23 protein-coding genes are annotated in these 25,459 nt (G+C 58.5%); 13 read left to right on the plus strand and 10 right to left on the minus strand.

The annotated features are described in order from the left end of the window. Positions 1-29: 29 nt before the first annotated feature. Positions 30-704: a 6-hydroxyaminopurine reductase gene (gene yiiM, locus SK47_RS21045; protein WP_003862001.1), complete on the minus strand. Its 675-nt coding sequence runs from the start codon at positions 702-704 to the stop codon at positions 30-32. 66 nt (positions 705-770) lie between these two features. Further along, positions 771-1,391 carry a superoxide dismutase [Mn] gene (gene sodA / locus SK47_RS21050; protein WP_003861999.1) on the minus strand — a complete coding sequence of 207 codons (621 nt, stop codon included), beginning with the start codon at positions 1,389-1,391 and terminating at the stop codon, positions 771-773. A gap of 288 nt (positions 1,392-1,679) precedes the next feature. Between sodA and rhaT the strand changes: the two genes are divergently transcribed. Then, positions 1,680-2,714, plus strand: a complete 1,035-nt coding sequence (gene rhaT / locus SK47_RS21055; RefSeq protein ID WP_048245119.1) for an L-rhamnose/proton symporter RhaT — start codon at positions 1,680-1,682, stop codon at positions 2,712-2,714. Here rhaT and rhaR read toward each other — a convergent pair whose 3' ends face one another. Together rhaR and rhaS (SK47_RS21065) are read right to left on the minus strand one after the other, a co-directional pair. Then, entirely contained in the window at positions 2,715-3,563 is an 849-nt protein-coding gene (gene rhaR / locus SK47_RS21060) for an HTH-type transcriptional activator RhaR (RefSeq protein WP_003861996.1), read from the minus strand. A gap of 73 nt (positions 3,564-3,636) precedes the next feature. Continuing rightward, a complete protein-coding gene (rhaS, locus tag SK47_RS21065) occupies positions 3,637-4,473 on the minus strand; it encodes an HTH-type transcriptional activator RhaS (RefSeq protein WP_003861994.1) in 837 nt (278 codons plus the stop codon). 301 nt (positions 4,474-4,774) lie between these two features. Here rhaS (SK47_RS21065) and rhaB point away from each other — a divergent pair, with 301 nt between their 5' ends. The 9 genes from rhaB (at position 4,775) to rhaM (ending at position 14,637) form a co-directional block, all read left to right on the plus strand. Continuing rightward, a complete protein-coding gene (gene rhaB / locus SK47_RS21075) occupies positions 4,775-6,244 on the plus strand; it encodes a rhamnulokinase (RefSeq protein ID WP_003861992.1) in 1,470 nt (489 codons plus the stop codon). Then, positions 6,241-7,500 carry an L-rhamnose isomerase gene (gene rhaA, locus SK47_RS21080; RefSeq protein WP_003861990.1) on the plus strand — a complete coding sequence of 420 codons (1,260 nt, stop codon included), beginning with the start codon at positions 6,241-6,243 and terminating at the stop codon, positions 7,498-7,500. The genes rhaB and rhaA overlap by 4 nt, the downstream gene beginning before the upstream one ends. Before the next feature lie 96 nt (positions 7,501-7,596). Continuing rightward, positions 7,597-8,427 (plus strand): rhamnulose-1-phosphate aldolase, encoded by an 831-nt coding sequence (gene rhaD, locus SK47_RS21085; RefSeq protein ID WP_003861989.1) that lies wholly within the window; start codon positions 7,597-7,599, stop codon positions 8,425-8,427. A gap of 82 nt (positions 8,428-8,509) precedes the next feature. Next, positions 8,510-9,496 carry a rhamnose ABC transporter substrate-binding protein gene (gene rhaS / locus SK47_RS21090; protein WP_003861987.1) on the plus strand — a complete coding sequence of 329 codons (987 nt, stop codon included), beginning with the start codon at positions 8,510-8,512 and terminating at the stop codon, positions 9,494-9,496. Positions 9,497-9,571: 75 nt separating this feature from the next. Then, positions 9,572-11,074 carry a sugar ABC transporter ATP-binding protein gene (locus SK47_RS21095; protein ID WP_003861985.1) on the plus strand — a complete coding sequence of 501 codons (1,503 nt, stop codon included), beginning with the start codon at positions 9,572-9,574 and terminating at the stop codon, positions 11,072-11,074. Further along, positions 11,075-12,079 carry an ABC transporter permease gene (locus SK47_RS21100; RefSeq protein ID WP_003861984.1) on the plus strand — a complete coding sequence of 335 codons (1,005 nt, stop codon included), beginning with the start codon at positions 11,075-11,077 and terminating at the stop codon, positions 12,077-12,079. Further along, entirely contained in the window at positions 12,076-13,080 is a 1,005-nt protein-coding gene (locus SK47_RS21105; RefSeq protein WP_003861982.1) for an ABC transporter permease, read from the plus strand. Before SK47_RS21100 ends, SK47_RS21105 begins: the two co-directional genes overlap by 4 nt. Before the next feature lie 97 nt (positions 13,081-13,177). Further along, a complete protein-coding gene (gene fucO, locus SK47_RS21110) occupies positions 13,178-14,326 on the plus strand; it encodes a lactaldehyde reductase (protein WP_003861980.1) in 1,149 nt (382 codons plus the stop codon). Then, entirely contained in the window at positions 14,323-14,637 is a 315-nt protein-coding gene (gene rhaM, locus SK47_RS21115) for an L-rhamnose mutarotase (protein WP_003861978.1), read from the plus strand. Before fucO ends, rhaM begins: the two co-directional genes overlap by 4 nt. Here rhaM and SK47_RS21120 read toward each other — a convergent pair. The 4 genes from SK47_RS21120 to SK47_RS21135 form a co-directional block, all read right to left on the minus strand. After that, positions 14,625-15,902: an MFS transporter gene (locus SK47_RS21120; RefSeq protein WP_003861977.1), complete on the minus strand. Its 1,278-nt coding sequence runs from the start codon at positions 15,900-15,902 to the stop codon at positions 14,625-14,627. The two genes, rhaM and SK47_RS21120, sit on opposite strands and share 13 nt — an antisense overlap. A gap of 44 nt (positions 15,903-15,946) precedes the next feature. Continuing rightward, a complete protein-coding gene (locus SK47_RS21125; RefSeq protein WP_003861975.1) occupies positions 15,947-18,070 on the minus strand; it encodes an alpha-galactosidase in 2,124 nt (707 codons plus the stop codon). A gap of 105 nt (positions 18,071-18,175) precedes the next feature. Further along, positions 18,176-19,171: a LacI family DNA-binding transcriptional regulator gene (locus SK47_RS21130; protein WP_003861974.1), complete on the minus strand. Its 996-nt coding sequence runs from the start codon at positions 19,169-19,171 to the stop codon at positions 18,176-18,178. Positions 19,172-19,188: 17 nt separating this feature from the next. Further along, complete coding sequence (locus SK47_RS21135; RefSeq protein WP_003861973.1) at positions 19,189-19,737, minus strand: helix-turn-helix domain-containing protein; 549 nt, start codon at positions 19,735-19,737, stop codon at positions 19,189-19,191. A gap of 103 nt (positions 19,738-19,840) precedes the next feature. Between SK47_RS21135 and SK47_RS21140 the strand changes: the two genes are divergently transcribed. After that, the gene (locus SK47_RS21140; RefSeq protein WP_022652076.1) at positions 19,841-20,500 is read left to right on the plus strand and encodes an AzlC family ABC transporter permease; all 660 of its coding nucleotides are present in this window, start codon (positions 19,841-19,843) and stop codon (positions 20,498-20,500) included. Next, positions 20,500-20,823, plus strand: coding sequence for an AzlD domain-containing protein (locus SK47_RS21145; RefSeq protein WP_003861969.1), 324 nt, complete (start codon positions 20,500-20,502; stop codon positions 20,821-20,823). The genes SK47_RS21140 and SK47_RS21145 overlap by 1 nt, the downstream gene beginning before the upstream one ends. A 39-nt stretch (positions 20,824-20,862) precedes the next feature. On the opposite strand, the gene SK47_RS21150 is transcribed toward SK47_RS21145, so the two are convergent. Continuing rightward, positions 20,863-21,075: a YdgH/BhsA/McbA family protein gene (locus SK47_RS21150; RefSeq protein ID WP_003861966.1), complete on the minus strand. Its 213-nt coding sequence runs from the start codon at positions 21,073-21,075 to the stop codon at positions 20,863-20,865. A gap of 114 nt (positions 21,076-21,189) precedes the next feature. Continuing rightward, a complete protein-coding gene (gene fdhD / locus SK47_RS21155; RefSeq protein ID WP_003861964.1) occupies positions 21,190-22,026 on the minus strand; it encodes a formate dehydrogenase accessory sulfurtransferase FdhD in 837 nt (278 codons plus the stop codon). A 371-nt stretch (positions 22,027-22,397) separates the two neighbouring features. On the opposite strand from fdhD, the gene fdnG reads away from it, so the two are divergent. Beyond that, positions 22,398-25,448: a formate dehydrogenase-N subunit alpha gene (gene fdnG / locus SK47_RS21165; RefSeq protein ID WP_086527948.1), complete on the plus strand. Its 3,051-nt coding sequence runs from the start codon at positions 22,398-22,400 to the stop codon at positions 25,446-25,448. Positions 25,449-25,459 lie beyond the last annotated feature (11 nt).

The raw sequence follows: 25,459 nt of genomic DNA on the forward strand, positions 1-25,459 counted from the left end.
CGCCTTACCCGGCCTACTTTCTGCGGGAACTATTTCCCCCATAATCTCCGCGAACTGCTCTCGATCTTGCCGCTTATCCGCCGCTTCTGCATCGTTCTGGTCCAGCTGGTGGATAATCCCGCCGCTGACAGCAGACGGTGATACTGATCGTCATCAAACGGCATATGCCAGGCAATTGCGCAGGCCTCGTACACCGACACCTCACTCAAACGCGAAGCCAGCTCAAGCGGCGCATCCGCCGAAACCTGTCCCGCCTGCACAACGCGATACAGCCAGCCGGTTTTACCCGCGTTTTGCAACTGGGCCGACATATCCTGAATGCCGAAATGGTAATTAAGCTTAAAGCACGGTGAGCGCGGCTGGGTGACCTGAATCAAAGCATCGCCCCAGCGGTAAATATCGCCGATAAAGACGTTCTTCTCCGTCAGCCCCTCCGTTGAGAGATTTTCGCCAAACGCGGGGGCGACGAAGAGGTCAGCCTGTTCAGGAAATTCGGTTTTCCAGTGCTGATAGTGCTCGCGCGGATAGTGGCACAGCGCGCGATCGGGCCCGCCGTGGATTTTCTTTTCAGCCTGCTGGTCACCCGCAAGCCCGAGATCGGTCAACGTCAGCTCACCGTCGACCTGCACTTTGGCGATGGCACTCGGGCGGCTGCCTTCGTACTCCCTTACCTTGCCTGTAAACACATTCACCGGGTAATGCATCTCCACTCCTTCAGATACAAAAAAAGCGAGTCATCAGACTCGCTTCTCACAGGCGTCAATGCAACCTTATTTTTTAGCGGCGAAACGCGCTGCTGCTTCGTCCCAGTTCACCACGTCCCAGAAGGCTTTGATGTAGTCAGGGCGACGGTTCTGGAACTTCAGGTAGTAAGCGTGTTCCCACACGTCCAGACCCAGAATTGGGAAGCCGGATGCGCCAGAGATAGCTTCACCCATAAGCGGGGAATCCTGGTTAGCGGTAGAAACGACCGCCAGTTTGTCACCTTTCAGAACCAGCCACGCCCAGCCAGAGCCGAAACGGGTTGCAGCGGCTTTTTCGAATTCCGCTTTGAAGTTGTCAACGGAACCGAAGTCACGCTCGATAGCCGCTTTCAGGTCGCCCTGAAGGGTGGTGCCGGTTTTCAGGCCTTTCCAGAACAGGCTGTGGTTAGCGTGACCGCCCGCGTTGTTGCGCAGCACGGTTTTCTTGTCTGCTGGCAGCTGGTCCAGTTTGGTGATCAGCTCTTCAACAGGCAGATTAGCGAACTCTGGCAGGCTTTCCAGCGCAGCATTCGCGTTGTTCACGTAGGTCTGGTGGTGTTTAGTGTGATGGATTTCCATCGTCTGCTTGTCGAAATGCGGTTCCAGTGCGTCGTAGGCATACGGCAGGGATGGCAGTGTATAACTCATAATCCTCTCCATTATTGTCGGGCGGCACAGCTGTTAATGCCGCGTAAGCAGTTGGTTCATTATAGTTAATTAAATGATATTGAAAATGATTATCAATGCCGTAGTTTTTATAAGGTTATTCGGTTTTTGATAAATGACAAAATTGTGAGTCTGCTCACGTGTTTAACGTGCTGATTGCCATCCTGAACAAAAGTGCGGCAACCTTCTGAAGGTTCCCAAACCGCCTCATTTTTACACTCATCAAGTCGGCGGGAAGCCTCCGGCTATAAAAACGATGAGGATGTAAAAATGAATCATGCGATTACGATGGGTATCTTCTGGCATTTGATAGGCGCGGCCAGTGCGGCCTGTTTCTATGCCCCGTTTAAAAAGGTGAAAGGCTGGTCATGGGAAACCATGTGGTCCGTTGGCGGTACCGTGTCCTGGCTGATTTTGCCGTGGACAATCAGCGCCATGCTGCTGCCCGATTTCTGGGGCTACTTCTCCTCCTTCAACGCCTCCACCCTGCTGCCGGTATTCCTGTTCGGCGCGATGTGGGGCATCGGTAATATCAACTACGGCCTCACCATGCGCTACCTCGGCATGTCGATGGGGATTGGCATCGCGATTGGCATAACGTTGATTGTTGGCACCCTGATGACGCCAATCCTCAACGGCAACTTCGATGTGCTGATCAACACCCAGGGAGGGCGAATGACCCTGCTGGGCGTGCTGGTGGCGGTGATCGGCGTGGGCATCGTCACCCGCGCGGGCCAGCTGAAAGAACGCAAGATGGGCATCAAAGCCGAAGAGTTCAACCTGAAGAAAGGGCTGCTGCTGGCGGTGATGTGCGGCGTCTTCTCGGCGGGCATGTCGTTCGCCATGAATGCCGCCAAACCGATGCACGACGCCGCTGCGGCGCTGGGCGTCGATCCGCTGTACGCTGCCCTGCCAAGCTACGTGGTGATCATGGGCGGCGGCGCGCTGGTAAACCTCGGCTTCTGCTTTATTCGTCTGGCAAAAGTGAACAACCTGTCGGTAAAAGCCGACTTCTCGCTGGCAAAACCGCTGATCGTCACCAACGTCCTGCTCTCCGCCCTTGGCGGCCTGATGTGGTATCTGCAATTCTTCTTCTACGCCTGGGGTCACGCCAGTATTCCGGCGCAGTATGACTACATGAGCTGGATGCTGCACATGAGCTTCTACGTGCTGTGCGGCGGGCTGGTTGGGCTGGTGCTGAAAGAGTGGAACAACGCCGGGCGTCGTCCGGTTGGCGTGCTGAGCCTGGGCTGCGTGGTGATTATCATTGCGGCCAATATCGTCGGCCTCGGCATGGCGAACTGATTACGCTGCCTTTCGACTGCGATGACGCCACTGAACCGGCGTCATCCCCACCTCACGGTTAAACACCACCGAGAAGTAGTTACTGTCCTCAAAGCCGCAGCGCATCGCCACTTCACTCACCATCAGCTCCGTATGCTGTAACAGGTACTGGGCGTGGCAGATGCGCAGCTGGCGCAGATAGTGGTTTACCGTCATCCCCGTCTGGGTGCGGAACTGCTGGCGCAGCGCGCGCTCGCTGCACTGCTCCTGCTCGCAGAATTTTTCCAGCACGAAACTCTTGTTCAGACTGCCCGCAAGCCGGGTGATGAGCTTATCCAGCAACGCTTCCTGCATGGTGGCAGAGGGATTATCCGTAGCGTAACGATGGCGCTTCAGGGTCATCACCAGCTGGGCGAAAAGCAGCTCCGACATCTGGTTTGCCACCGGATCGCTCTTCTGGCTCTCCTGCTCCAGCTGGGAAATCGTCTGGCGCACCTGAGCCATGCCGTTGCTGCTTAAGCGCCAGTGCGGTTCGCCTCTGGCATCATGAAAACCGGGGATATTGCCCGCCCAGTCGACATTCAGTTTAAGTCTGTCGGGGCAATAGATGACGTTCTGCAACACCAGATCGTTAACCGAGGCGTAGGAGTGTTTGTCTTCAGCGCGGATGTAGAACAGGTCTCCGCGCGTGATGCGGTAGGGACGGTCGTTGAGGACGTGCAGGCCATTGCCCCGCCACACCAGCACCAGCTCGCAAAACTCGTGGGTGTGCTCGGCGAAGACGTTTTGCGGGTAGCGGTCGGCCACCGCGACGGCCTGACTCGCGGAGGCAAAAAAATCATCTTTGCGAAGAATGAGCTGAGCAGCCACACCACAACCTCTACGGCGAATAACCGGACATTATTAGCCTTTTTGCAGCAAAAAAACGGTGACTGCCCTCGCGTTACTGAAGCAACGCGTCTTTCCCATGACGAATATCGCGCGGCGACCAGCTAAACTCCCGGCGAAACAGCGTCGAAAAGTGGTTACTGTCGCCGAAACCGCAGCGATAGGCGATATCGGTGACGCTTTCGTCGGTATGACGTAAAAGGTGACGCGCTTTGATCAGGCGCAGACGGTTAAGGTAACGCTGCGGCGTCAGGCCGGTATGCTGCTTGAGCTGACGATGCAGCGTGCGCAGCGAGAGCGAAAAGTCATCCGCCAGCGTTTCCCAGCAGACATCTTCGGCGAAATGATCTTCCAGCCATGCCATCAGCTGATTCAGGCGCGCGTCGTTATTTTCCAGCCCTTCCACCAGGCTGCTGCGCCGCAGCAGCACCAGCAGCTGCATAAACAGCAGCTCGCGGGTAGCAATGGCGTGCGTCTCCTGTCCATCCTCGCTCTGCTCCATCTGGCTCACCAGCTGACGCACCTGCTGCAACGTGGACTGATTCACCCGCCAGTGCGACGGATAATGGCCGTCCTTCTCCTGCGGCAACAGCTGATTCAGCCCGGAAAGAAACTGGAACGCATCCGGAGAACGATAGAGCACATTGGTCAGGCACAGGTTGTCGGTATGTTCATACAGGTGCCTGTCGTGATCGCGCACGAAGCACACCGTACCGCCGCTGATGGTATACGGCTGACCGTTAAACACGTGGATGCCCGTTCCGTGCTCAACAATCACAATTTCATGAAAATCATGATGATGCTCCGGGAACGCAGCCTGAGGCAGCCGTGGCTCAATCGCGACCGGCGAAGCCCCAGTAGGAAAAAAATCGACGCTGTGCAGTACGGTCATAACGGCCCCCACCAATGAGAAAAGTTCTCAAAATAGTAATTAAGGCCTTTCACGCTCACCTTAAATTTTTGACAGCAAACCGCGCAAAAGCTGTCGGTTTTTCAAGAAACAGGCGGAAAGATCGGGAAATGCGGTCAGCGTCACACTGCCTGCAAACCCCGCCATTACTGGAAACTGTGAACTCCCTCACGTTCATCTTTGCTTTCTTGCCAGCGCGAGATTTGGGCTGTCAGTGGCGAGAAGGTGGCTATTTCTTCCCTTTCTTACACTCCTCGCTAATGACTTAAGAAAGGACCCGACCATGACTTTTCGCCATTGTGTGGCTGTCGATTTAGGCGCATCCAGCGGCCGTGTAATGCTCGCCACCTGGGACTGCGACCTGCACACCCTTACGCTTCGCGAAATGCACCGTTTCGCCAATTGTCTGCAAAAACAGGACGGTTTTGTTACCTGGGATATCGACGCCCTGGAAGCAGAGATCCGCACCGGACTTCACAACGTCTGCGAAGACGGTATTCGCATCGACAGTATCGGCATTGATACCTGGGGTGTGGATTACGTACTGCTGGACCGTCACGGCGAACGCGTCGGCCTGCCCGTCTCCTACCGCGACAGCCGCACCGATGGGCTAATGGCGCACGCCATCGCCCAGCTTGGCAAGGAGAACATCTATGGTCGCAGCGGCATTCAGTTTCTGCCGTTTAACACGCTGTATCAGCTGCGCGCGCTGGTTGAGCAACAGCCAGAGCTGGTCGAAAAGGTGGCGCATTCGCTGCTGATCCCGGACTACTTAAGCTACCGTCTGACCGGCAACATGAACTGGGAATACACCAACGCCACCACCACGCAGTTGGTCAACATCAACACCGATAACTGGGATGAACATCTGCTGGCCTGGACGGGCGCCTCGCCGTCCTGGTTTGGCGCGCCAACCCATCCGGGCAATGTGATCGGCCACTGGCTTTGCCCGCAGGGGAATAAAATCCCCGTTGTCGCCGTCGCCAGCCACGACACCGCGAGCGCGGTCATTGCCTCGCCGCTCGCCGGCAAAGATGCGGCCTACCTCTCATCCGGCACCTGGTCGCTGATGGGCTTTGAGAGCAAAACGCCCTACACCAGCGATGCCGCGCTGGCCGCGAACATCACCAACGAAGGCGGTGCCGAAGGGCGCTACCGGGTGCTGAAGAACATCATGGGCCTGTGGCTGCTCCAGCGGGTGCTGAAAGAGCAGAACATCACCGACCTGCCCGAGCTTATCGCCGAAACCGAAACGCTGAAGGCCTGTACCTTCCTGATTAACCCGAACGATGACCGCTTTATCAACCCGGCGCACATGAGCGCCGAAATCCAGGCCGCCTGTTTTGAAGCGGGGCAGCCGGTACCTTCCCGCCCCGCCGAGCTGGCACGCTGCATTTTTGACAGTCTCGCCCTGCTGTATGCCGACATCCTGAGCGAGCTGGCTGACCTTCGCGGCAAACCGTTCACACAACTGCATATCGTGGGCGGCGGCTGCCAGAACCAGCTGCTGAACCAGCTCTGCGCGGATGCATGCGGCATTACCGTGGTGGCAGGTCCGATTGAAGCCTCCACGCTCGGCAATATCGGCATTCAGCTGATGACCCTGGACGAACTGTCCAACGTCGACGATTTCCGTTCGGTGGTGACGGCGAATAACAGCCTGACCACCTTCACCCCCCATCCCTGCCATGAAATTGCCCGCTACCGGGCGCAGTTTCAGCAAAAACGACTGACTAAGGAGCTTTGCGCATGACCACTCAACTTGAACAAGCCTGGGATCTGGCTAAACAGCGTTTCGCCGCCGTCGGCGTGGATGTCGAAGAGGCGCTGCGCCAGCTCGATCGTCTGCCCGTCTCCATGCACTGCTGGCAGGGTGATGATGTCGCCGGTTTCGAGAACCCGGGCGGTTCTCTGACGGGGGGTATTCAGGCCACGGGTAACTATCCTGGCAAAGCGCGCAACGCCACCGAACTGCGTGCGGATCTGGAGCTGGCGCTGAGCCTGATCCCCGGGCCAAAGCGCCTGAACCTGCACGCCATTTATCTCGAATCCGATGAGCCGGTCGCGCGTAACGAAATCAAACCGGAACACTTTACGAACTGGGTGGCGTGGGCGAAAGCCAACCGGCTGGGTCTGGATTTTAACCCGTCCTGCTTCTCGCACCCGCTGAGCGCGGACGGGTTTACCCTTGCGCATGCCAACGATGAAATCCGCCAGTTCTGGATCGACCATGTCAAAGCCAGCCGCCGCGTCTCGGCTTATTTTGGCGAGCAGCTTGGCACGCCATCGGTAATGAATATCTGGATCCCGGACGGCATGAAGGACATCACCGTAGACCGACTGGCCCCGCGTCAGCGCCTGCTGGCCGCGCTGGATGAAGCCATCAGCGAGAAGCTGGACCCGGCGCACCACATCGACGCCGTCGAGAGCAAGCTGTTCGGCATTGGCGCAGAGAGCTACACCGTGGGCTCAAACGAGTTCTACATGGGTTATGCCACCAGCCGCCAGACCGCGCTGTGCCTGGATGCCGGCCACTTCCACCCAACGGAAGTCATCTCCGACAAGATCTCCGCCGCCATGCTCTACGTGCCGCGCCTGCTGCTGCACGTCAGCCGCCCGGTGCGCTGGGACAGCGACCACGTGGTGCTGCTGGATGACGAAACCCAGGCCATTGCCAGCGAAATCATCCGCCACAACCTCTTTGACCGCGTACATATCGGCCTCGACTTCTTCGACGCCTCCATCAACCGCATCGCGGCTTGGGTTATCGGCACCCGTAACATGAAGAAAGCCCTGCTGCGCGCGCTGCTGGAGCCTGTCGCCGCCCTGAAACAGCTGGAAGAAAACGGCGACTACACCGCGCGCCTGGCGCTGCTGGAAGAGCAGAAATCCCTGCCGTGGCAGGCGGTGTGGGAGATGTACTGCCAGCGTCACGATGCACCTGCGGGCAGCCAGTGGCTGGATAACGTGCGGGCGTATGAGAAAGAGGTTCTTGCCGCTCGTCAGTAAAAAACATCGCCCGGCGGCGCGTTGCTTGCCGGGCCTACAGGTAAAAGTAGGCCGGGTAAGCAACGCGCCACCCGGCATTTTCAAAGGAAACACAGTATGCAGACTATCACCACCTCCTGGTTCGTCCAGGGCATGATCAAAGCCACCTCCGACGCCTGGCTGAAGGGCTGGGACGAGCGCAACGGCGGCAACCTGACGCTACGCCTGGACGACGCGGATATCGAGCCATTTGCCTCCGATTTCCACCAGAAGCCGCGCTATATCGCCCTGAGCCAGCCGATGCCGCTGCTCGCCAACACGCCGTTTATCGTCACCGGTTCCGGGAAGTTTTTCCGCAACGTACAGCTGGACCCGGAAGCCAACCTCGGCGTGGTGAAGGTGGACAGCGACGGCGCGGGTTACCACATTCTCTGGGGACTGACGGACGACGCGGTACCCACATCCGAACTGCCGGCGCACTTCCTCTCCCACTGCGAGCGCATCAAGGCGACCAATGGCAAGGACCGCGTGATCATGCACTGCCACGCCACCAACCTGATCGCCCTGACCTACGTGCTGGAAAACAATTCTGATTTCTTCACCCGCAAACTGTGGGAAGGCAGCACCGAGTGTCTGGTGGTGTTCCCGGACGGCGTCGGCATTCTGCCGTGGATGGTGCCGGGTACCGACGAAATCGGCCAGGCGACCGCGACGGACATGCAGAAGCACTCACTGGTGCTGTGGCCGTTCCACGGCGTCTTCGGCAGCGGCCCGACACTGGATGAAACCTTCGGCCTGATCGACACCGCCGAGAAATCCGCGGAGGTGCTGGTGAAGGTCTATTCCATGGGCGGCATGAAGCAGACCATCACCCGGGAAGAGCTGATTGCCCTGGGCAAACGCTTTGGCGTCACCCCGATGCAGTCGGCGTTAGATTTGTACCAATAACAACATCGCGCCCCGCTCACCGAGACGGGGCGAAAACCACCTGCAATCCCTACAACTAACTCAAGTCAGTGGAGTAAAAGCAATGAAAATAAAAGCAAGCTTGATCCTCACCGTTGCCGCTCTGGCGTTGTCCGGTTCCGCTTTAGCAGAAGTGAAAATCGCCCTGGTGGCGAAGTCCTTAGGGAATGGATTCTTCGAGGCAGCGAACGTCGGCGCGCAGGAGGCGGCCAAAGAGTTAGGCGATGTAAAAGTGATTTATACCGGCCCGACCACCACCACGGCGGAAGCGCAGATCGAGGTGCTGAACGGGCTGATCGCCCAGGGCGTGGATGCGATCGCAATTTCCGCGAACGATCCGGACGCCGTCGTGCCGGTGCTGAAAAAAGCGATGCAGCGCGGCATTAAGGTTGTGTCGTGGGATTCCGGGGTGGCGAAAGCCGGGCGTCAGATCCATCTCAACCCGTCCAATAACGCCCTGATTGGCGAAACCAACGTCAAGCTCGCCGCCGATGCCCTGAAAGCGCTGAACGTGGAGAAGGGCGAAGTAGCGGTGCTGAGCGCCACGCCAACCTCCACCAACCAGAACACCTGGATTGCGGAGATGAAAAAGGTGCTGCCGAAGTACCCGTCCGTCAATCTGGTGACCGTGGCCTACGGAGACGATCTCTCTGACAAAAGCTACCGCGAAGCGGTCGGCCTGCTGAAAACCTACCCGGAGCTGAAAGTCATCGTCTCGCCGTCGTCCGTGGGCATTGTGGCTGCCGCGCAGGCGGTGAAGGACCAGGGCAAGATTGGCAAAGTGTACGTCACCGGTTTAGGCCTGCCGTCTGAGATGGCGGGCGCGGTGAAATCCGGCGCGAGCAAGAGCTTTGCCATCTGGAACCCGATTGACCTGGGCTATGCCGCGACTTACTTAGCGGACGATCTGGTGAAAGGCACGGCCACGAAAGGTGAGGCCAGCATGGGCAAACTGGGCAAAGTGAAGCTGGATGCGGACGGCAACGGCGCGATGGCCGAGCCGTTCGTCTACGATGCCAGCAATATTGATAAGTTCTCGAAAATCTTTTGATCCTTTCCCCCCTCACCCTAGCCCTCTCCCAAAGGGAGAGGGTCGGGGTGAGGGTGAACCAAACGGAGAACTATCATGACCCCATTGCTACAGCTTTCTGGCATCACCAAGGTGTTCCCCGGCGTACGTGCTCTTGAGAACGTGCAGCTTGCGCTGTGGCCCGGCAAAGTGACGGCGCTTATCGGCGAAAACGGCGCGGGCAAGTCGACGCTGGTCAAAGTGATGACCGGCATATACCAGCCCGACGAGGGCGAAATTCTCTACAAGGCGATCCCCGTTCACCTTCCAACGCCGGAGTCGGCGCATAAAATGGGTATCACCGCCATACACCAGGAAACCGTCCTGTTTGATGAACTCTCGGTCACCGAAAATATCTTTGTTGGTCAGTACCTTCACAAAGGCTTCCTGAAAAAGCTCGACTGGCCGGAAATGCACCGCCGGGCGCAGGCTATTCTCGCCCGCCTTGAGGTGCAAATCGACCCGCGCGCAACGCTGAAAACCCTAAGCATCGCCCAGCGTCACATGGTGGCGATTGCCCGCGCGCTGTCGTTTGAGGCGCAGGTGGTGATCCTCGACGAACCCACGGCGGCGTTGTCGCAGCATGAAATCCTCGAGTTTTACCAGATTGTGGAGCGCTTAAAGCAGGAGGGAAAAGCCATCCTGTTTATCTCCCACAAGTTCGACGAGATTTTTGAGCTGGCCGATCACTACACCATTTTGCGCGACGGCGTGTTCGTCGGTGCAGGGGCAATAAATGAGATCACCGAGGAGCGGATGGTGTCGATGATGGTCGGGCGCGCCATTACCCAAACCTTCCCGAAAATCGACTGCGAAAAAGGCGAGACGGTGCTGGAGGTGCAAAACCTCTGCCATCCGACCGAGTTTGCGCATATCTCGTTCTCCCTGCGTAAAGGGGAAATCCTCGGCTTTTACGGGCTGGTGGGTGCCGGGCGTACCGAATTGATGCAGGCGCTTTCCGGCGTCACGCGGCCATCGTCCGGGGAAATTATCCTCAACGGACAGCCCCGGCGCTTCCGCCAGCCTGCGGATGCGATCAAAGCCGGTATTGTCTGCGTGCCGGAAGAAAGGCAGAAACAGGGGGCGATTATCGCCCTGCCGATTGCCCAGAACATCAGCCTGCCTCAGCTTAGCACGCTCAATCCGAACGGCGTGCTGCATGACGACCGTGAATGGAAACTGGCGAACGAGTACGCCAAACGCCTGCAAGTGAAAGCCTTCAGCTGGAAGCAGGCGGTGGAGACCCTCTCTGGCGGCAACCAGCAAAAGGTGGTGATCGGCAAATGGCTGGCGACGCACCCTGACGTGATCATCCTCGATGAGCCAACAAAAGGCATCGATATCGGCTCAAAGGCAGCCGTTCATCAGTTTATGTCCGAGCTGGTCAGTCAGGGGCTGGCGGTGATTATGGTCTCGTCCGAACTACCGGAAGTGATGGGCATGGCGGATCGCATTATCGTCATGCACGAGGGGCTGATGGTGGCCGAATACCAGGCGGGAGACGCGACGGCGGAAACCATCGTCAGCGCCGCCAGCGGTGCAAAACAGGAGGCGGCATAAATGCTTAGCTCACTCTTAAAACACCGCGAAGCCCTGCTGGGCGCGGTGATTATCCTGATGATCGTCGCCATTGGCAGCCGCGTGCCATCGTTTATCGCGCCGGGCAACCTGGTGGAGATGTTTAACGACACCGCCATTCTGATCGTCCTCGCGCTCGGGCAGATGATGGTGCTGCTCACTAAAGGCATCGACCTGTCGATGGCGGCCAATCTGGCCCTGACCGGGATGATTGTCGCCCTGATTAACTTCCATTACCCGGACGTGCCCGTCTGGGCGCTGCTGATCCTCGCCAGCGCGCTTGGGCTGCTGATGGGCGCGATAAACGGCCTGCTTGTGTGGAAGCTGGGCATTCCGGCGATTGTGGTAACACTCGGCACCATGAGCATCTACCGCGGAATGATCTTTTTGCTCTCCGGCGGCGGCTGGGTGAACTCCAACCAGATGGGTGCAGACTTCCTCGGCCTGCCGCGTGCGTCAGTGCTGGGCCTGCCGGTGCTGAGCTGGTGCGCCATCGCCGTACTGCTGCTGGTGGGCTACTTCCTGCGCTACAGCCGCACCGGACGGGCGCTCTACACCGCAGGCGGTAACGCCACGGCAGCGTACTACACCGGGATCAACACCGGGAAAATGCAGTTCATCAGCTTCTGCCTTTCCGGTCTGCTGGCCGGGTTCTGCGGCTACCTGTGGATATCGCGCTTTGCCGTTGCGTATGTTGACGTCGCTAACGGTTTTGAATTGCAGGTGGTGGCAGCCTGCGTGATTGGCGGGATCAGCACCATGGGCGGCACCGGTCGCGTGCTCGGCTGTCTGTTCGGGGCGCTGTTCCTTGGCGTCATCAACAACGCCCTGCCGGTGATCGGCGTCTCCCCGTTCTGGCAGATGGCGATTTCCGGCTCGGTCATTGTCATCGCTGTGCTGCTGAACGAGCGCGGCAACAAACGCAAAGGCAGGCTGATCCTGCGCGACGCGGCGCTGGCACGTCAGAAACTGGCGGTGAAACCATGAGCAAAATGATGACATCTGAAGAGTTCAAACCCACTTCTGCGCCGGGCATCTTCCAGCGTCTGCTGTGCTGGGAGGGCTTCCTGCTGGCGGTGACGCTGGCGGTGTTTGTGGTGAACGCGCTCGCCTCGCCCTACTTCCTCAATATCTGGAACCTCTCCGACGCGACGTTCAACTTCACGGAAAAAGCGATCATTGTGTTGCCGATGGCGATGCTGATTATCGCCCGGGAAATTGACCTGTCGGTGGCCTCCACCATCGCGCTCAGCTCCACGGTGATGGGCTTTTGCGCGGCGGCGGGCGTCGATACGCCACTGCTGGTGTGCGTGGGATTAGGCGTCGGGCTACTGTGCGGGTTGTTCAACGGCATTCTGGTGACGCGCTTTAACCTGTCGTCCATCGTCATCACCATCGGCACCATGAGCCTGTACCGCGGGATCACCTACATCCTGCTCGGGGACCAGGCGCTGAACAGCTACCCGGAGAGCTTTGCCTGGTTCGGCCAGGGCTACGTCTGGGGCGCGTTGTCGTTTGAGTTCGCGCTGTTTATCGTCCTGGCCGCTCTGTTTGCCTTTGTGCTGCACCGTACCAACTTTGGCCGCCGCACCTACGCCATCGGCAACAACCCGACCGGCGCGTGGTACTCCGGCATCAACGTGAAGCGCCACAACCTGATCCTCTTCGCGCTGGTGGGGCTGATGTCCGGCCTGGCGTCGGTGCTGCTCACCTCGCGTCTGGGCAGCACCCGTCCGACCATCGCGATGGGCTGGGAGCTGGCGGTGGTGACGATGGCGGTGCTCGGCGGCGTCAACATTCTCGGCGGGTCCGGCAGCATGGTGGGCGTGATTATCGCCGCCTTCCTGATGGGGCTGGTGACCTTCGGCCTGAGCCTGCTCAACGTGCCCGGCATTGTGATGTCGGTGATTATCGGCGCGATGCTGATCGTGGTGATTTCGCTGCCGATTATTACCCGCCGGATTATGCAGCGAAGACGGATCTCATAGCCGGGTGGCACTGCGTTTACCCGGCCTGCTTAACCGTAGGCCCGCGCAAGCGCAGCGCCGCCGGGCATAAAATTCACAGTAATTAAGGAGAATTATCATGAGCTTTATGTTGGCACTCCCCAAAATCAGCCTGCACGGCGCGGGCGCGATCGGCGATATGGTCAATCTGGTGGCAAACAAACAGTGGGGAAAAGCGCTGATTGTCACCGACGGTCAGCTGGTGAAGCTGGGCCTGCTCGACAGTTTGTTTTCCGCGCTCGACGCCCATCAGATGTCGTATCACCTGTTCGATGAGGTATTCCCGAATCCGACGGAAGCGCTGGTGCAAAAAGGCTATGCGGCATATCAGGATGCGGAGTGTGATTACCTGATTGCCTTTGGCGGCGGCAGCCCGATTGATACCGCCAAGGCAATCAAAATCCTCACCGCCAACCCCGGTCCGTCAACCGATTACTCTGGCGTCGGCAAGGTGAAAAACGCGGGCGTGCCGCTGGTGGCAATCAACACCACCGCAGGCACGGCAGCGGAGATGACCAGCAACGCGGTGATCATTGACGCCGCACGACAGGTGAAAGAGGTGATTATCGACCCGAACATCATCCCGGATATCGCCGTGGACGATGCCAGCGTGATGCTTGATATTCCGGCCTCCGTGACCGCCGCAACCGGCATGGATGCCTTGACTCACGCCATTGAAGCTTACGTGTCCGTCGGCGCGCACCCGCTGACCGATGCCAACGCGCTGGAGGCGATTCGCCTGATCAACCTCTGGCTGCCGAAAGCGGTCGACGACGGTCACAACCTGGAAGCGCGCGAGCAGATGGCTTTTGGTCAGTATCTGGCGGGCATGGCGTTTAACAGCGCCGGTCTGGGGCTGGTGCATGCCCTGGCGCACCAGCCGGGCGCGACGCACAACCTGCCGCACGGCGTGTGCAACGCCATTCTGCTGCCGATCATCGAAAACTTTAACCGCCCGAACGCGGTTGCCCGATTTGCCCGCGTGGCGCAGGCGATGGGCGTTGACACGCGCGGCATGAGCGATGAAGCGGCCAGCATGTCAGCCATTCAGGCGATTCGCGACCTGAGCGCCCGGGTCGGCATTCCGTCCGGATTTAGCCAGCTCGGCGTGACCAAAGCCGATATTGAAGGCTGGCTGGATAAAGCTCTCGCCGACCCGTGCGCGCCGTGTAACCCGCGCACCGCCAGCCGCGATGAGGTCCGCGAGCTGTACCTGGAGGCTTTATGATCCGCAAAGCGTTTGTGATGCAGGTAAACCCGGACGCGCACGAGGAGTACGCGCGTCGCCACAACCCGATCTGGCCTGAGCTGGAGGCGGTACTGAAAGCCCACGGTGCGCACCACTACGCCATTTACCTCGACAAAGCCCGCAACCTGCTGTTTGCAACGGTGGAGATTGAATCGGAGGAGCGCTGGAACGCGGTAGCGAATACCGACGTCTGCCAGCGCTGGTGGAAGCATATGGGTGACGTTATGCCGTCGAACCCGGATAACAGCCCGGTGAGTGCGGAGCTGGAAGAGGTGTTTTACCTGGACTGATGTGTTAACGCTGCTGCCCCAGCGGTAGCAGCAATCTCCCGCCTGCCACTCAGCGTAAACGCCGACACCACCGTGATCGCCAGCACGAAACAGCCCAGTATCAGATACGTCTCCTGGAAGCCGACCCGGTCATACATATTTCCGGCAAAGGCGGAGAGGAAGATCGCCGCCGACTGTTTGGCAAACTGGAAGCCAATCAGGTAGATGGTGGCCGACAGGCGCGTATCAAACACCCCGGTGATGTACTTGAATGCCCCCACCAGCAGGAACGGGACTTCCAGCGCGTGCAGCATCTTCAGGGCAATCACCTCCACGGCGGTGGTGGCAAACGACGATCCGATAATGCGCGTCGCCATGATCACCCCGGCAATCAGCAGCGTGTTTTTCGCACCGATGCGGTTAATGATCCACGGCGAGCAGAACATGATGATCGCGTTACAGATTTCCCCCGCTGTGGTGGCGAAACCAAAGGCGCGGGTCCCCTCCTGCGGCGTGGCGAAGAAGGTTTTGAAGAAGGTAGCAAACTGCTGGTCGAAGACGTCATATACGCAGGCCACGCCAATCACGTACAGGATGAACATCCACATTCTGCGCTGGCGGAACAGGTTGAACACGGTTTTAGCAGTGATCTGCCGCTGGTTCGCGCCCAGGGCGTTCATGACCTGCGCCGTCTGGTTGGGCTTCGGTTTCGCGACCACCAGCAGCAGCATCAGCAACAGCGCCGCCGCCGATCCCATCCAGAAAACATACGACGGATCGATGCCGAACAGGATGCCGCCCGTTGAGGCGCACAGCCCCCAGCCGAGACAGCCGAACATGCGCGCCTTGCCGTACTCAAAAAAGCTGTTGCGGCTCACGCGTTCAATGTAGGCCTCAATCGCCCCCGAACCCGCTGAGAAGACAAAGCCGATATACAACCCACCGCTCAGCGCCCCCAGCCAGATATTGGTTTTCAGCAGCGGGGCGAAGACGTACAGGAAGAACGGCGCGAACAGGAACAGCAGCACCGAAATGATCCAAAGCAAATGTTTTTTCAGCCCCAGCTTGTCCGAAATGACCCCCAGCACCGGCTGGAAGGCAATGGCCGACAGCGAGATGCAGGAGAAAACAATCCCCGTATGGGTTTTGTTCAGGCCGATGATGTCCGACAGCCAGATCGGCAGGAACGGAAAACAGGTGGCCATGATGAAGAAGTAGAGAAAGAAGAACAGCCCGAAGATCCAGAAGTTAGGGTTGTCTTTGTGGGTACAGGTTGTTGTGTTCATTATTTTTATCCTCAACGGAGGGCCGGTTGCCCGGCCCGTCACCCTTACACGCGTTCCACACCAATCAGAATGGTGGTTTCCGGATCCAGAATCGGCAGCGCAATACCCGCCTGCATCAGCCATTCACCGCTTACCGTTTGCGGCGCGTCCATCCACGCCGGCAGCTTGCGCATGGTGTGCCCGCCCTCGCCCGTAATCTGAATGTTCGGGTGATCGAGCAGGGTGATGCGGTACTGCGCGCTGGCGTCTAACCCCGGCATGCGCAGCGGCATCATCAGGGTGTAATCCGGCATCGCGAGCTGGCTGACCAAAAACAGCCCCTGCGTCTTGTCTTCGCTCACTATACCCTGCGCCAGGGTGGTGGCGTCCGGCATATCCACGCGCCACTGGGTGCCGTGATGAATGACCCCGCGCCACCGCTTATACAGCGCGGCGTAATGTCGATAGCCTTCACACTCCTGCGCGTCGACGGTGAGCGGATCCAGCTCCAGCCCCATGTGACCAAACAGCGCCGTCAGCCCGCGGAACTGAATGCTGTGCTGGCGGAAGGTAGCGTGACATTTATGATGACCGATATGCGCCCCCATCACCTCCGGCGGGAAGAAGTAGCTCATGCCGCGCTGGATAGTGTTGCGCTCCAGCGCGTCGTTATTGTCGGACGCCCAGAAGCGGTGGCAGCGGGTCAGCACTTCATAATCGATTCGCCCGCCGCCGGAGGAGCAGGATTCAAACTCAATGTGCGGGAAACGCTCGCCCAGCACGTCCAGCAGGCGATAAAACTGGCGCGTCTGGGCGTCGGCGGCGGCTTTGCCCTTGTGCCCTGGCTGCACCAGCTCGCGGTTCATGTCCCATTTCACGTAGTCGACCGCGTGTTCGCCCAGCAGCCAACTCATGCGCTCGACCAGATAATCAAAGGCCTGAGGAATATTAAGATTGAGCACCAGCTGGTGTCGCCCGGTCGCCTGGGCGTAGCCCGGCAGCGCCAGCACCCAGTCAGGGTGCGCGCGGTACAGATCGGAATCCGGGTTAATCATCTCCGGCTCAACCCAGATACCAAACTCCATGCCGAGCTGTTTAACGTGATCGATCACCGGCTTAAGGCCGTTCGGGTATTTTTTCTCGTCCAGATACCAGTCGCCCAGCGCGGCGTGGTCGTCGTTGCGGCCTTTGAACCAGCCGTCGTCAATGATAAAGCGCTCCACGCCCAGCGCTGCGGCCTCGTCGGCCATGCGCATGATGTAGTCCGGATCGTGGTCGAAGTAGATCCCCTCCCAGGTGTTGAGATGCACCGGGCGCGGTTTATCTTCCGGGAAGCGGATAACGTTATCGCGCAGGTAGCGGTGGAACTGCTGGCTCATGCCGTTCAGCCCGTGCGGGGAGTGGCTGGCATACAGGCGTGGCGTCCAGAGCGTTTCCCCCTCTTCAATCGCCATTTCACCCGGCAGGTAGAGCGCTTCGGCCTGCATATAACGGCGGCCATCGGTTTTCGCCTCTGCGCGCAGGCGGTGGTTGCCGCTCCAGCCCAGATGCACACCCCAGACGTGGCCGTGCATTTCACTGAATGACGGCGTACCTGAAATCAGTGCCGGGAAATGTTCGTGGGAGGTTTTACCCCGGCGGTTTTCAATCACGAAGCTGTCGTGCTCAAGCGTAACGCGGTGCGGCTGAAACTCCCTGATCCAGCGTCCGTGGAAGGCCATCACCTCCTGCGCGCGTTCGGCCACCGGCAGCGTCACGGCAAAGCGATCCACCTGCCACGCCAGCGTTTTCAGGTTGGTTAACCCATGGCGCACCACCAGTACGCCGCTGGCATCCAGCGTTATTTCACTGGTCAGGCGCAAGCCTGCATGCTCGTCTTCAGCAGTGATTGTCAGGGCGTTTAACGCCTGCTGCACCTGCGTGGTTTTAAATACCGGCGATCCGTCCAGCCCTTGGCGATGCCCCTCGATGCCCGGCGAGCCAAACAGCCCATGCCCCAGCTCTGCCATCAGCGTGACGGGGGAGTCGACGTCCAGCCTGCCGTTAGCAACCGGGCGCGCAATACTCAGGACATCCTGCGGCGAGAAGTGCTGAAGGTGCGGCCCCCAGTAGAGAATTTCGGCGAACGGGTGGGTTTTTAGCACCACGTCAACCGTATTGCTTTCAAGTCGAAAAATGGCATCTTGCATCGGACATCTCCTGTCATCGGGATGTCCTGAGTTTTGATCCGAAACGTTTCGGATACAAACCAAAACGTTTCGGATCTGTGATCGGGTTCGGAATTTTTCGCGTGATTAGGCCGTCTGGCCTGGAGAGAATTCTGGCTGCCAGAGCACCTGAAGGGTGTCAATGTCGTCGCCGTTAATCAGCTGGCGCACCATATCGGCAATCTGTTTCCCGACGCCCTGACGGGTAGACTGGATCACCGCCGCGACGTCGATATCGACAATGCTGTCCTGCGGTAAGCCGTCATAGACCACCAGCGAGACGGCATTTTCACCGGTTAAGCGTCCCATCTGCGCCAGGGCCATCGCTGCGCCGTCGCCGTGGGTGTTGCAGTCGGTAATGATGGCCGTGGGCGGCTGCGGCAGGGAGAGAAGTTCTTGCGTGGTGGCATAACCCACGCGGCGCGAAGGGGGCATGGCGCGCAGCCATTCGCTGGAAAGTCCGGCTTCCCGCAGCGCGTCCAGGTAGCCCTGGCGGCGCTGGGTGATGAATGCCTGGTTGTTGCTTTCGCCCAGCAGCGCAATGCGCTGATGGCCTTTCTCGATCAGCCAGCGGGTGGCCTGATACGTACCGGCATAGTTGTCGAAATCGAACCACGCGTACGGCTGCGGGAGCTGGCTGCGGCCGAGCGCCAGGAACGGAAACCCGGCGGCCTGAAGCTGCTCAAGACGCGGATCGTGATCCAGCGTATGCGCCACTATCAGCGCATCCACGCGTCGGCTCTGCACCATGCGCATATAGCTGTGTTTGTCCGCCAGATCGTCGTCAGCGATGAGCAGCAGGTCAATCTCATGTCGCGCCAGTTCGTGGCTAATTTCGCCGACCATGTCCATAAAAACGCTGTTATTGAGCGGAACAGGATGCACCGGAAATACCAGCCCGACGGCGTCGATTTTGCCCATCTTCAGGCGACGGGCAAAGGTATTTGGTCGGTAGCCACGGCGCTGGGCCTCCGCTTCCACGCGGGCGCGCGTCTCAGCAGAAACGTCGTCATATCCGTTGAGGGCGCGGCTGACGGTGGTAACAGACAGCCCCAGTTCTTTGGCAATGGCTTTAAGCGACATGATTTTCCGTATCTTCTTTAGTTTTGTTCCGCCACCAGCAGCGCGTGCGTATCGGGCTCCAGCGCCTTAAAGATATGCGGCTGGTCAGCGGGGTAGCAAATGTAATCTCCCGGGCCGAGTTCTTCCGCCGCGTCGATCAGACCGACCATCGCCCGCCCCTGGGTCACGATAATATGCTCAACCGAACCAGGCGGATGGGGCTGGGAAATACGGTCTGCCCCCGGCTGAGTCAGCAGCAGATAGATATCACGACGCGCGCCCGGCGGACACGCCGCGAGCAAAATCGCCTCGTAGTTCGCCTGCCCGGCGACGACTTTTGTGCCCTCGCCGCGGCGGATCACCTGCGTGACGGGTTGCTGCGGCTCCAGTAACCGGGCAAACGGAATATCCAGCGCCACGCAAAGCGACCACAGCGTTTCCAGGCTAGGATTGCCGTTGCCAGACTCCAGTTGTGAAAGCGTGGATTTGGCGATCCCGGCACGGCGGGCAATTTCCGCCAGTGAGAGCCCGGTTCGCAGGCGTTCTCGTACCAGGCTTTTGGCGATCACGCTGATTGGCTGCGTCATAAAAACGGCCTCTTTCTCTCTATAACGAACGAATCGTTCGCCTTGTAAAACGATTTTGATGCGTTCATTATAATGGAAATACGTTCGATATGGCTAAAATGGTATGAAGAAACACCTCTCCTGTCTGAAAGGCGACACGATAAAAGCGATCGTCCTGGTCTGCCTCGCGGTGGGCGTGGTCGGCATGTCTTATGGCTCACTGGCGATGGCCTACGGTTTCCCGCTGTGGGTGCCGTTTGTCCTCTCCCTCACGGTGCTGGCAGGCGCATCCGAGTTTATGTTTATTGGCATCGTGGCAAGCGGCGGCAATCCGCTGGCAGCGGCCGCGGCCGGTTTACTGGTAAACGCACGCCATGTGCCGTTCGGCGTAACGGTGCGTGACCTGGTGGGCAAGCGCGGCCTGAGCTTTCTGGGCTGTCATATTATGAACGATGAAAGCGTGGTGTTCGGCCTTTCGCAAAAAACCGCCGAGCAGCGTAAAGCGGCCTACTGGCTGTGCGGCCTGGGCGTGGCAATTATCTGGCCGCTGGGGGCGGTACTGGGGGCGATGGTCGGCAAGCTGCTGCCAGATCCGGAAACCATCGGGCTGGACGCGGTGTTCCCGGCGATCCTGCTGGCGTTAGTGGTGCCGGCATTTAAAAACCGTACCACGCTGATCCGCGCCTGTAGCGGCGCAGTGTTGTCGCTGGCCGCCGTACCGTTTGCGCCGGTGGGTCTGCCGGTACTGCTCTCTTTGCTCGGCCTTGCCGCGAGGAAAAAATAATGGAAAACATGACGGTCTTTATTCTCGGCATCGCCATTCTTTCTGCCGGAACCTATCTGATGCGTCTTGGCGGAGCGAAGCTTGGCAACCGGCTGGCGCTTTCAGAACGGTCGCAGGCGCTGCTTTCAGACGCGGCTACCGTTTTGCTGTTCTCCGTCGCGTTGGCGACAACGTTTTATGAAGGGGACCATTTTGCCGGGATGGCACGTGTGCTGGGCGTGGGGTTCGCGGTGTTTCTGGCCTGGCGCAAAATGCCGTTAATTGTGGTGATCGTCGCGGCGGCGGTGGTGACCGCACTGCTGCGTCTGGCAGGCATAAACTAAAAAGCGCCCCAGGGGCGCTCTTTCGACGGTATAGCGGAATTATTTGTTCAGTTCAGCGGTCATGTGTACGCGGTTACCGGTGAATGCCTGGGTAATTTTGTAGGATGACGCGCCCGCTTCCTGAGCCTGTGCAGCGATTTTAGCTTCTGCACCATCCAGGGTAGAGGCGGATGCGGTCACTGTCTGCGCAGCGAAAGAACCAAAAGAGGTAGCCAGAGCGATTACTGCGACAAAAGTTTTGATGCTTTTCATGAGATAAACCCTTTCGTTAAGTTGTTTAGATAAGGCGCCGTGCCTTGATGAGATAAATATTAGACCTCATCATGAACAACTAAAAGCGGAAGGATTTGCTATACTCATTCAAAATTACTGATCAACTATCAATCGCTGCGGATGGGTGTAAATAGTTGCTCTACCCGGCTTGCAGAACCCCACCAGCGTCAGGTTGCAGCGCTCCGCCACTTCCACCGCCAGCGTGGTTGCCGCTGACACCGCAAACAGAATTTCCACGCCGCACATGGCGGACTTTTGCACCATCTCATAGCTGGCGCGGCTGGAGACTAACGCCGCGCCCTGCTGCCAGACGTTGCTTTCCCGAGCGCGGCGACCTAACAGCTTATCCAGCGCGACGTGGCGGCCCACATCTTCATGACCGCCGGCAATGTTGCCTGACGGCAATATCCATGCCGCCGCGTGGGTACAGCCGCTGAGCTGACCGATGGGTTGCACGTCGTTCAGGTGCTCAAGCGCCCGATCAAGGTGCGCCAGATTGAACGTCTGGGTGAACGGCAGCGGGATAATGGGTTTGCCGATATCGTTAAGCTGTTCAACGCCGCACACGCCGCAGCCGGTACGTCCGGCCAGCGCCCGGCGGCGCTCTTTCAGCCCCATAAAGCGGCGGCTGGAGAGTTCGATTTGCACTTCAAGACCATTACAGGCATGAACCACATCCATGCCGTAGATCTCCTGCGGATGCGCAATGATGCCTTCCGAGAGGGAAAAACCTATGGCGAACAGCTCCAGATCTTTCGGCGAGGCCATCATCACCACATGCGAAATACCGTTGTAAACCAGGGCAACGGGGACCTCTTCCGCCAGAAAATCCGGCGTGGCATGTGAAATGTGAGGCGGTCTGTGTACCGACAGTTCCACAATACCCGCAGGCAGTGGCGACGCGTGGGCAACACGGTTTTGTTTAGACACAACGGTATTCCTGAACAACCACGGAAGTGAGCCTGCTATTGCAACACAAACGGCAGGCCTTACGCATAGTATGGATCAACTTTTCAGCAACCATTCTCCTACTCAATACGGAGGGGTGCAACCGATCACCTGCTACACCTCTTTAACATGCACAGGGTAAAATGTGATTGATATCACATTTTATAATCAATGCCGTGATAATACGTTCACTTTGTTTTAACCCCGTTGGAACAGGCGTACCGACATTGTGGTATTCTGGGCTTATCCCTCGGAGAAATGAGGGATTAACGCAAATTTTTCTCCTTTGCGGTTAATTCTCAACCGCAGAGTAAAACTACATAGCAATGTCGTAATGAACCAAGGAGTGACCCATGCAGGTCAGCAGAAGGCAGTTCTTTAAGATCTGCGCTGGCGGTATGGCAGGCACCACGGCGGCGGCACTGGGCTTTGCGCCCGGTGTAGCGCTGGCGGAAACACGGCAGTATAAACTGCTGCGCACCCGCGAAACCCGTAACACCTGTACGTACTGCTCCGTCGGCTGTGGGCTGTTAATGTATAGCCTCGGCGACGGTGCGAAAAACGCCAAAGCATCTATTTTCCACATCGAAGGCGATCCGGATCACCCGGTAAACCGTGGTGCACTCTGTCCGAAAGGGGCCGGTCTGGTAGATTTTATCCACTCCGAAAGCCGCCTGAAGTTTCCTGAGTATCGCGCTCCCGGCTCTGACAAATGGCAGCAAATCAGCTGGGAAGAAGCGTTCGATCGCATCGCTAAGCTGATGAAAGAAGACCGCGATGCCAACTTTATCGCGAAGAATGCCGAAGGCACCACCGTTAACCGTTGGCTCTCCACCGGCATGCTGTGTGCTTCAGCGTCCAGTAACGAAACCGGCTATTTAACCCAGAAATTTACGCGCGCACTCGGTATGCTCGCGGTCGACAACCAGGCGCGTGTCTGACACGGACCAACGGTAGCAAGTCTTGCTCCAACATTTGGTCGCGGTGCGATGACCAACCACTGGGTCGACATCAAGAACGCCAACCTTATTGTGGTGATGGGCGGTAACGCCGCTGAAGCGCACCCTGTCGGGTTCCGCTGGGCGATGGAAGCCAAAATCCACAACGGCGCGAAGCTGATTGTGATCGATCCCCGCTTTACGCGTACAGCGTCAGTGGCGGATTTCTACACCCCTATTCGTTCAGGTACTGACATCACTTTCCTGTCAGGCGTACTGCTGTACCTGATGACCAACGAAAAATATAACCGCGAGTACACCGAAGCCTATACCAACGCCAGCCTGATCGTGCGTGAGGATTACCACTTCGAAGATGGCCTGTTCAGCGGTTACGACGCCGAAAAACGCAAGTACGACAAAACCAGCTGGAACTACGAGCTGGACGAAAACGGCTTTGCGAAGCGCGACACCACCCTGCAACACCCGCGCTGCGTGTGGAACCTGCTGAAAGAGCACGTTTCCCGCTACACGCCGGAGGTTGTCGAAAACATCTGTGGGACGCCGAAAGCGGATTTCCTGAAGGTGTGCGAGTTGATTGCGGAAACCAGCGCGAAAGATAAAACCGCGTCGTTCCTGTATGCGCTCGGCTGGACGCAGCACTCCATCGGCGCGCAGAACATCCGCACCATGGCGATGGTTCAGCTGCTCCTCGGCAACATGGGGATGGCAGGCGGCGGCGTGAACGCCCTGCGCGGTCACTCCAACATTCAGGGTCTGACCGACCTCGGCCTGCTGTCTCAGAGCCTGACGGGTTACATGAACCTGCCGAGCGAGAAACAGACTGACCTGCAAACCTACCTGACGGCCAGCACGCCAAAACCGCTGCTCGAAGGCCAGGTGAACTACTGGGGCAACTATCCGAAGTTCTTCGTCTCGCTGATGAAAGCCTTCTACGGCGACAAGGCGACGGCGGAAAACAGCTGGGGCTTTGACTGGCTGCCGAAGTGGGACAAAGGTTACGACGTACTTCAGTACTTCGAAATGATGCACCAGGGCCAGGTCAACGGCTATATCTGCCAGGGCTTTAACCCGGTGGCATCGTTCCCGAACAAGAACAAGGTTGTCGAGTCTCTGTCGAAGCTGAAGTTCCTGGTGACGATTGACCCGCTCAATACCGAAACGTCTACGTTCTGGCAGAACCACGGTGAGTCGAACGACGTCGATCCGTCGAAGATTCAGACCGAAGTGTTCCGTCTGCCGTCCACCTGCTTCGCGGAAGAGAACGGGTCTATCGTCAACTCCGGCCGCTGGTTGCAGTGGCACTGGAAAGGCGCAGACGCCCCGGGCATCGCCCTGAATGACGGCGAGATCCTGGCCGGCATCTTCTTACGCCTGCGTAAGATGTACGCCTCTGAGGGCGGCGCAACGCCTGAGCCGGTACTGAACATGACCTGGAACTACTCGACGCCGGAAAACCCAGCGCCGGAAGAAGTGGCCATGGAGAGCAACGGTAAGGCGCTGGCGGACGTTATCGACCCGGCGACCGGTGCGGTGCTGGCGAAGAAAGGCGATCAGCTCAGCACCTTTGCGCACCTGCGCGATGACGGTACGACCTCCAGCGGCTGCTGGATCTTTGCCGGGAGCTGGACGCCGAAAGGCAACCAGATGGCCAACCGCGATAACGCCGACCCGTCGGGCCTCGGTAATACGCTGGGCTGGGCATGGGCGTGGCCGCTTAACCGCCGCATCCTCTATAACCGTGCCTCCGCTGATCCGCAGGGCAACCCGTGGGATCCGAAGCGTCAGCTTCTGAAGTGGGACGGCGCGAAATGGGGCGGCGTGGATATTCCGGACTACAGCACTGCCGCACCAGGCAGCGATGTCGGGCCGTTTATCATGCAGCCTGAAGGGATGGGCCGTCTGTTTGCTATCGATAAGATGGCGGAAGGGCCATTCCCGGAACACTACGAGCCGTTTGAGACGCCGCTGGGTACTAACCCGCTGCACCCGAACGTGGTCTCTAACCCGGCAGCCCGTATCTTCAAGAGCGATTTTGAAGCGCTGGGTAAAAAGGACAAGTTCCCGTATGTCGGCACCACTTACCGTCTGACCGAGCACTTCCACTACTGGACCAAGCACGCGCTGCTGAATGCCATCGCGCAGCCGGAACAGTTTGTGGAGATCGGCGAGAAGCTGGCGAACAAACTCGGCATTGCCCATGGCGATACCGTGAAGGTCTCCTCTAACCGCGGCTACATCAAAGCCAAGGCGGTGGTGACCAAGCGTATTCGCACGCTGAACGTTCACGGTCAGCAGGTGGATACCATCGGCATCCCGATTCACTGGGGTTATGAGGGCGTGGCGAAGAAAGGGTTCATTGCGAACACCCTGACGCCGTTCGTCGGTGATGCGAACACGCAGACGCCGGAGTTTAAGGCCTTCCTCGTGAACGTGGAAAAGGTGTAACGGAGACGACT

The organism is Enterobacter sp. BWH52 (assembly GCF_001037565.1).
In the GTDB taxonomy this organism is placed as follows: Bacteria; Pseudomonadota; Gammaproteobacteria; order Enterobacterales; family Enterobacteriaceae; genus Enterobacter; species Enterobacter hormaechei_C.

Bases quoted from the DNA above. Each gene is read 5' to 3' on its own strand.
- yiiM (WP_003862001.1), bottom strand. From the start codon at position 704: ATGCATTACCCGGTGAATGTGTTTACAGGCAAGGTAAGGGAGTACGAA.
- fucO (WP_003861980.1), top strand. From the start codon at position 13,178: ATGAGCTTTATGTTGGCACTCCCCAAAATCAGCCTGCACGGCGCGGGC.
- SK47_RS21100 (WP_003861984.1), top strand. From the start codon at position 11,075: ATGCTTAGCTCACTCTTAAAACACCGCGAAGCCCTGCTGGGCGCGGTG.
- SK47_RS21140 (WP_022652076.1), top strand. From the start codon at position 19,841: ATGAAGAAACACCTCTCCTGTCTGAAAGGCGACACGATAAAAGCGATC.
- SK47_RS21145 (WP_003861969.1), top strand. From the start codon at position 20,500: ATGGAAAACATGACGGTCTTTATTCTCGGCATCGCCATTCTTTCTGCC.
- rhaT (WP_048245119.1), top strand. From the start codon at position 1,680: ATGAATCATGCGATTACGATGGGTATCTTCTGGCATTTGATAGGCGCG.
- sodA (WP_003861999.1), bottom strand. From the start codon at position 1,391: ATGAGTTATACACTGCCATCCCTGCCGTATGCCTACGACGCACTGGAA.
- SK47_RS21135 (WP_003861973.1), bottom strand. From the start codon at position 19,737: ATGACGCAGCCAATCAGCGTGATCGCCAAAAGCCTGGTACGAGAACGC.
- rhaD (WP_003861989.1), top strand. From the start codon at position 7,597: ATGCAGACTATCACCACCTCCTGGTTCGTCCAGGGCATGATCAAAGCC.
- SK47_RS21150 (WP_003861966.1), bottom strand. From the start codon at position 21,075: ATGAAAAGCATCAAAACTTTTGTCGCAGTAATCGCTCTGGCTACCTCT.
- rhaS (WP_003861987.1), top strand. From the start codon at position 8,510: ATGAAAATAAAAGCAAGCTTGATCCTCACCGTTGCCGCTCTGGCGTTG.
- rhaS (WP_003861994.1), bottom strand. From the start codon at position 4,473: ATGACCGTACTGCACAGCGTCGATTTTTTTCCTACTGGGGCTTCGCCG.
- SK47_RS21095 (WP_003861985.1), top strand. From the start codon at position 9,572: ATGACCCCATTGCTACAGCTTTCTGGCATCACCAAGGTGTTCCCCGGC.
- SK47_RS21105 (WP_003861982.1), top strand. From the start codon at position 12,076: ATGAGCAAAATGATGACATCTGAAGAGTTCAAACCCACTTCTGCGCCG.
- rhaA (WP_003861990.1), top strand. From the start codon at position 6,241: ATGACCACTCAACTTGAACAAGCCTGGGATCTGGCTAAACAGCGTTTC.
- rhaB (WP_003861992.1), top strand. From the start codon at position 4,775: ATGACTTTTCGCCATTGTGTGGCTGTCGATTTAGGCGCATCCAGCGGC.
- SK47_RS21130 (WP_003861974.1), bottom strand. From the start codon at position 19,171: ATGTCGCTTAAAGCCATTGCCAAAGAACTGGGGCTGTCTGTTACCACC.
- SK47_RS21125 (WP_003861975.1), bottom strand. From the start codon at position 18,070: ATGCAAGATGCCATTTTTCGACTTGAAAGCAATACGGTTGACGTGGTG.
- rhaM (WP_003861978.1), top strand. From the start codon at position 14,323: ATGATCCGCAAAGCGTTTGTGATGCAGGTAAACCCGGACGCGCACGAG.
- SK47_RS21120 (WP_003861977.1), bottom strand. From the start codon at position 15,902: ATGAACACAACAACCTGTACCCACAAAGACAACCCTAACTTCTGGATC.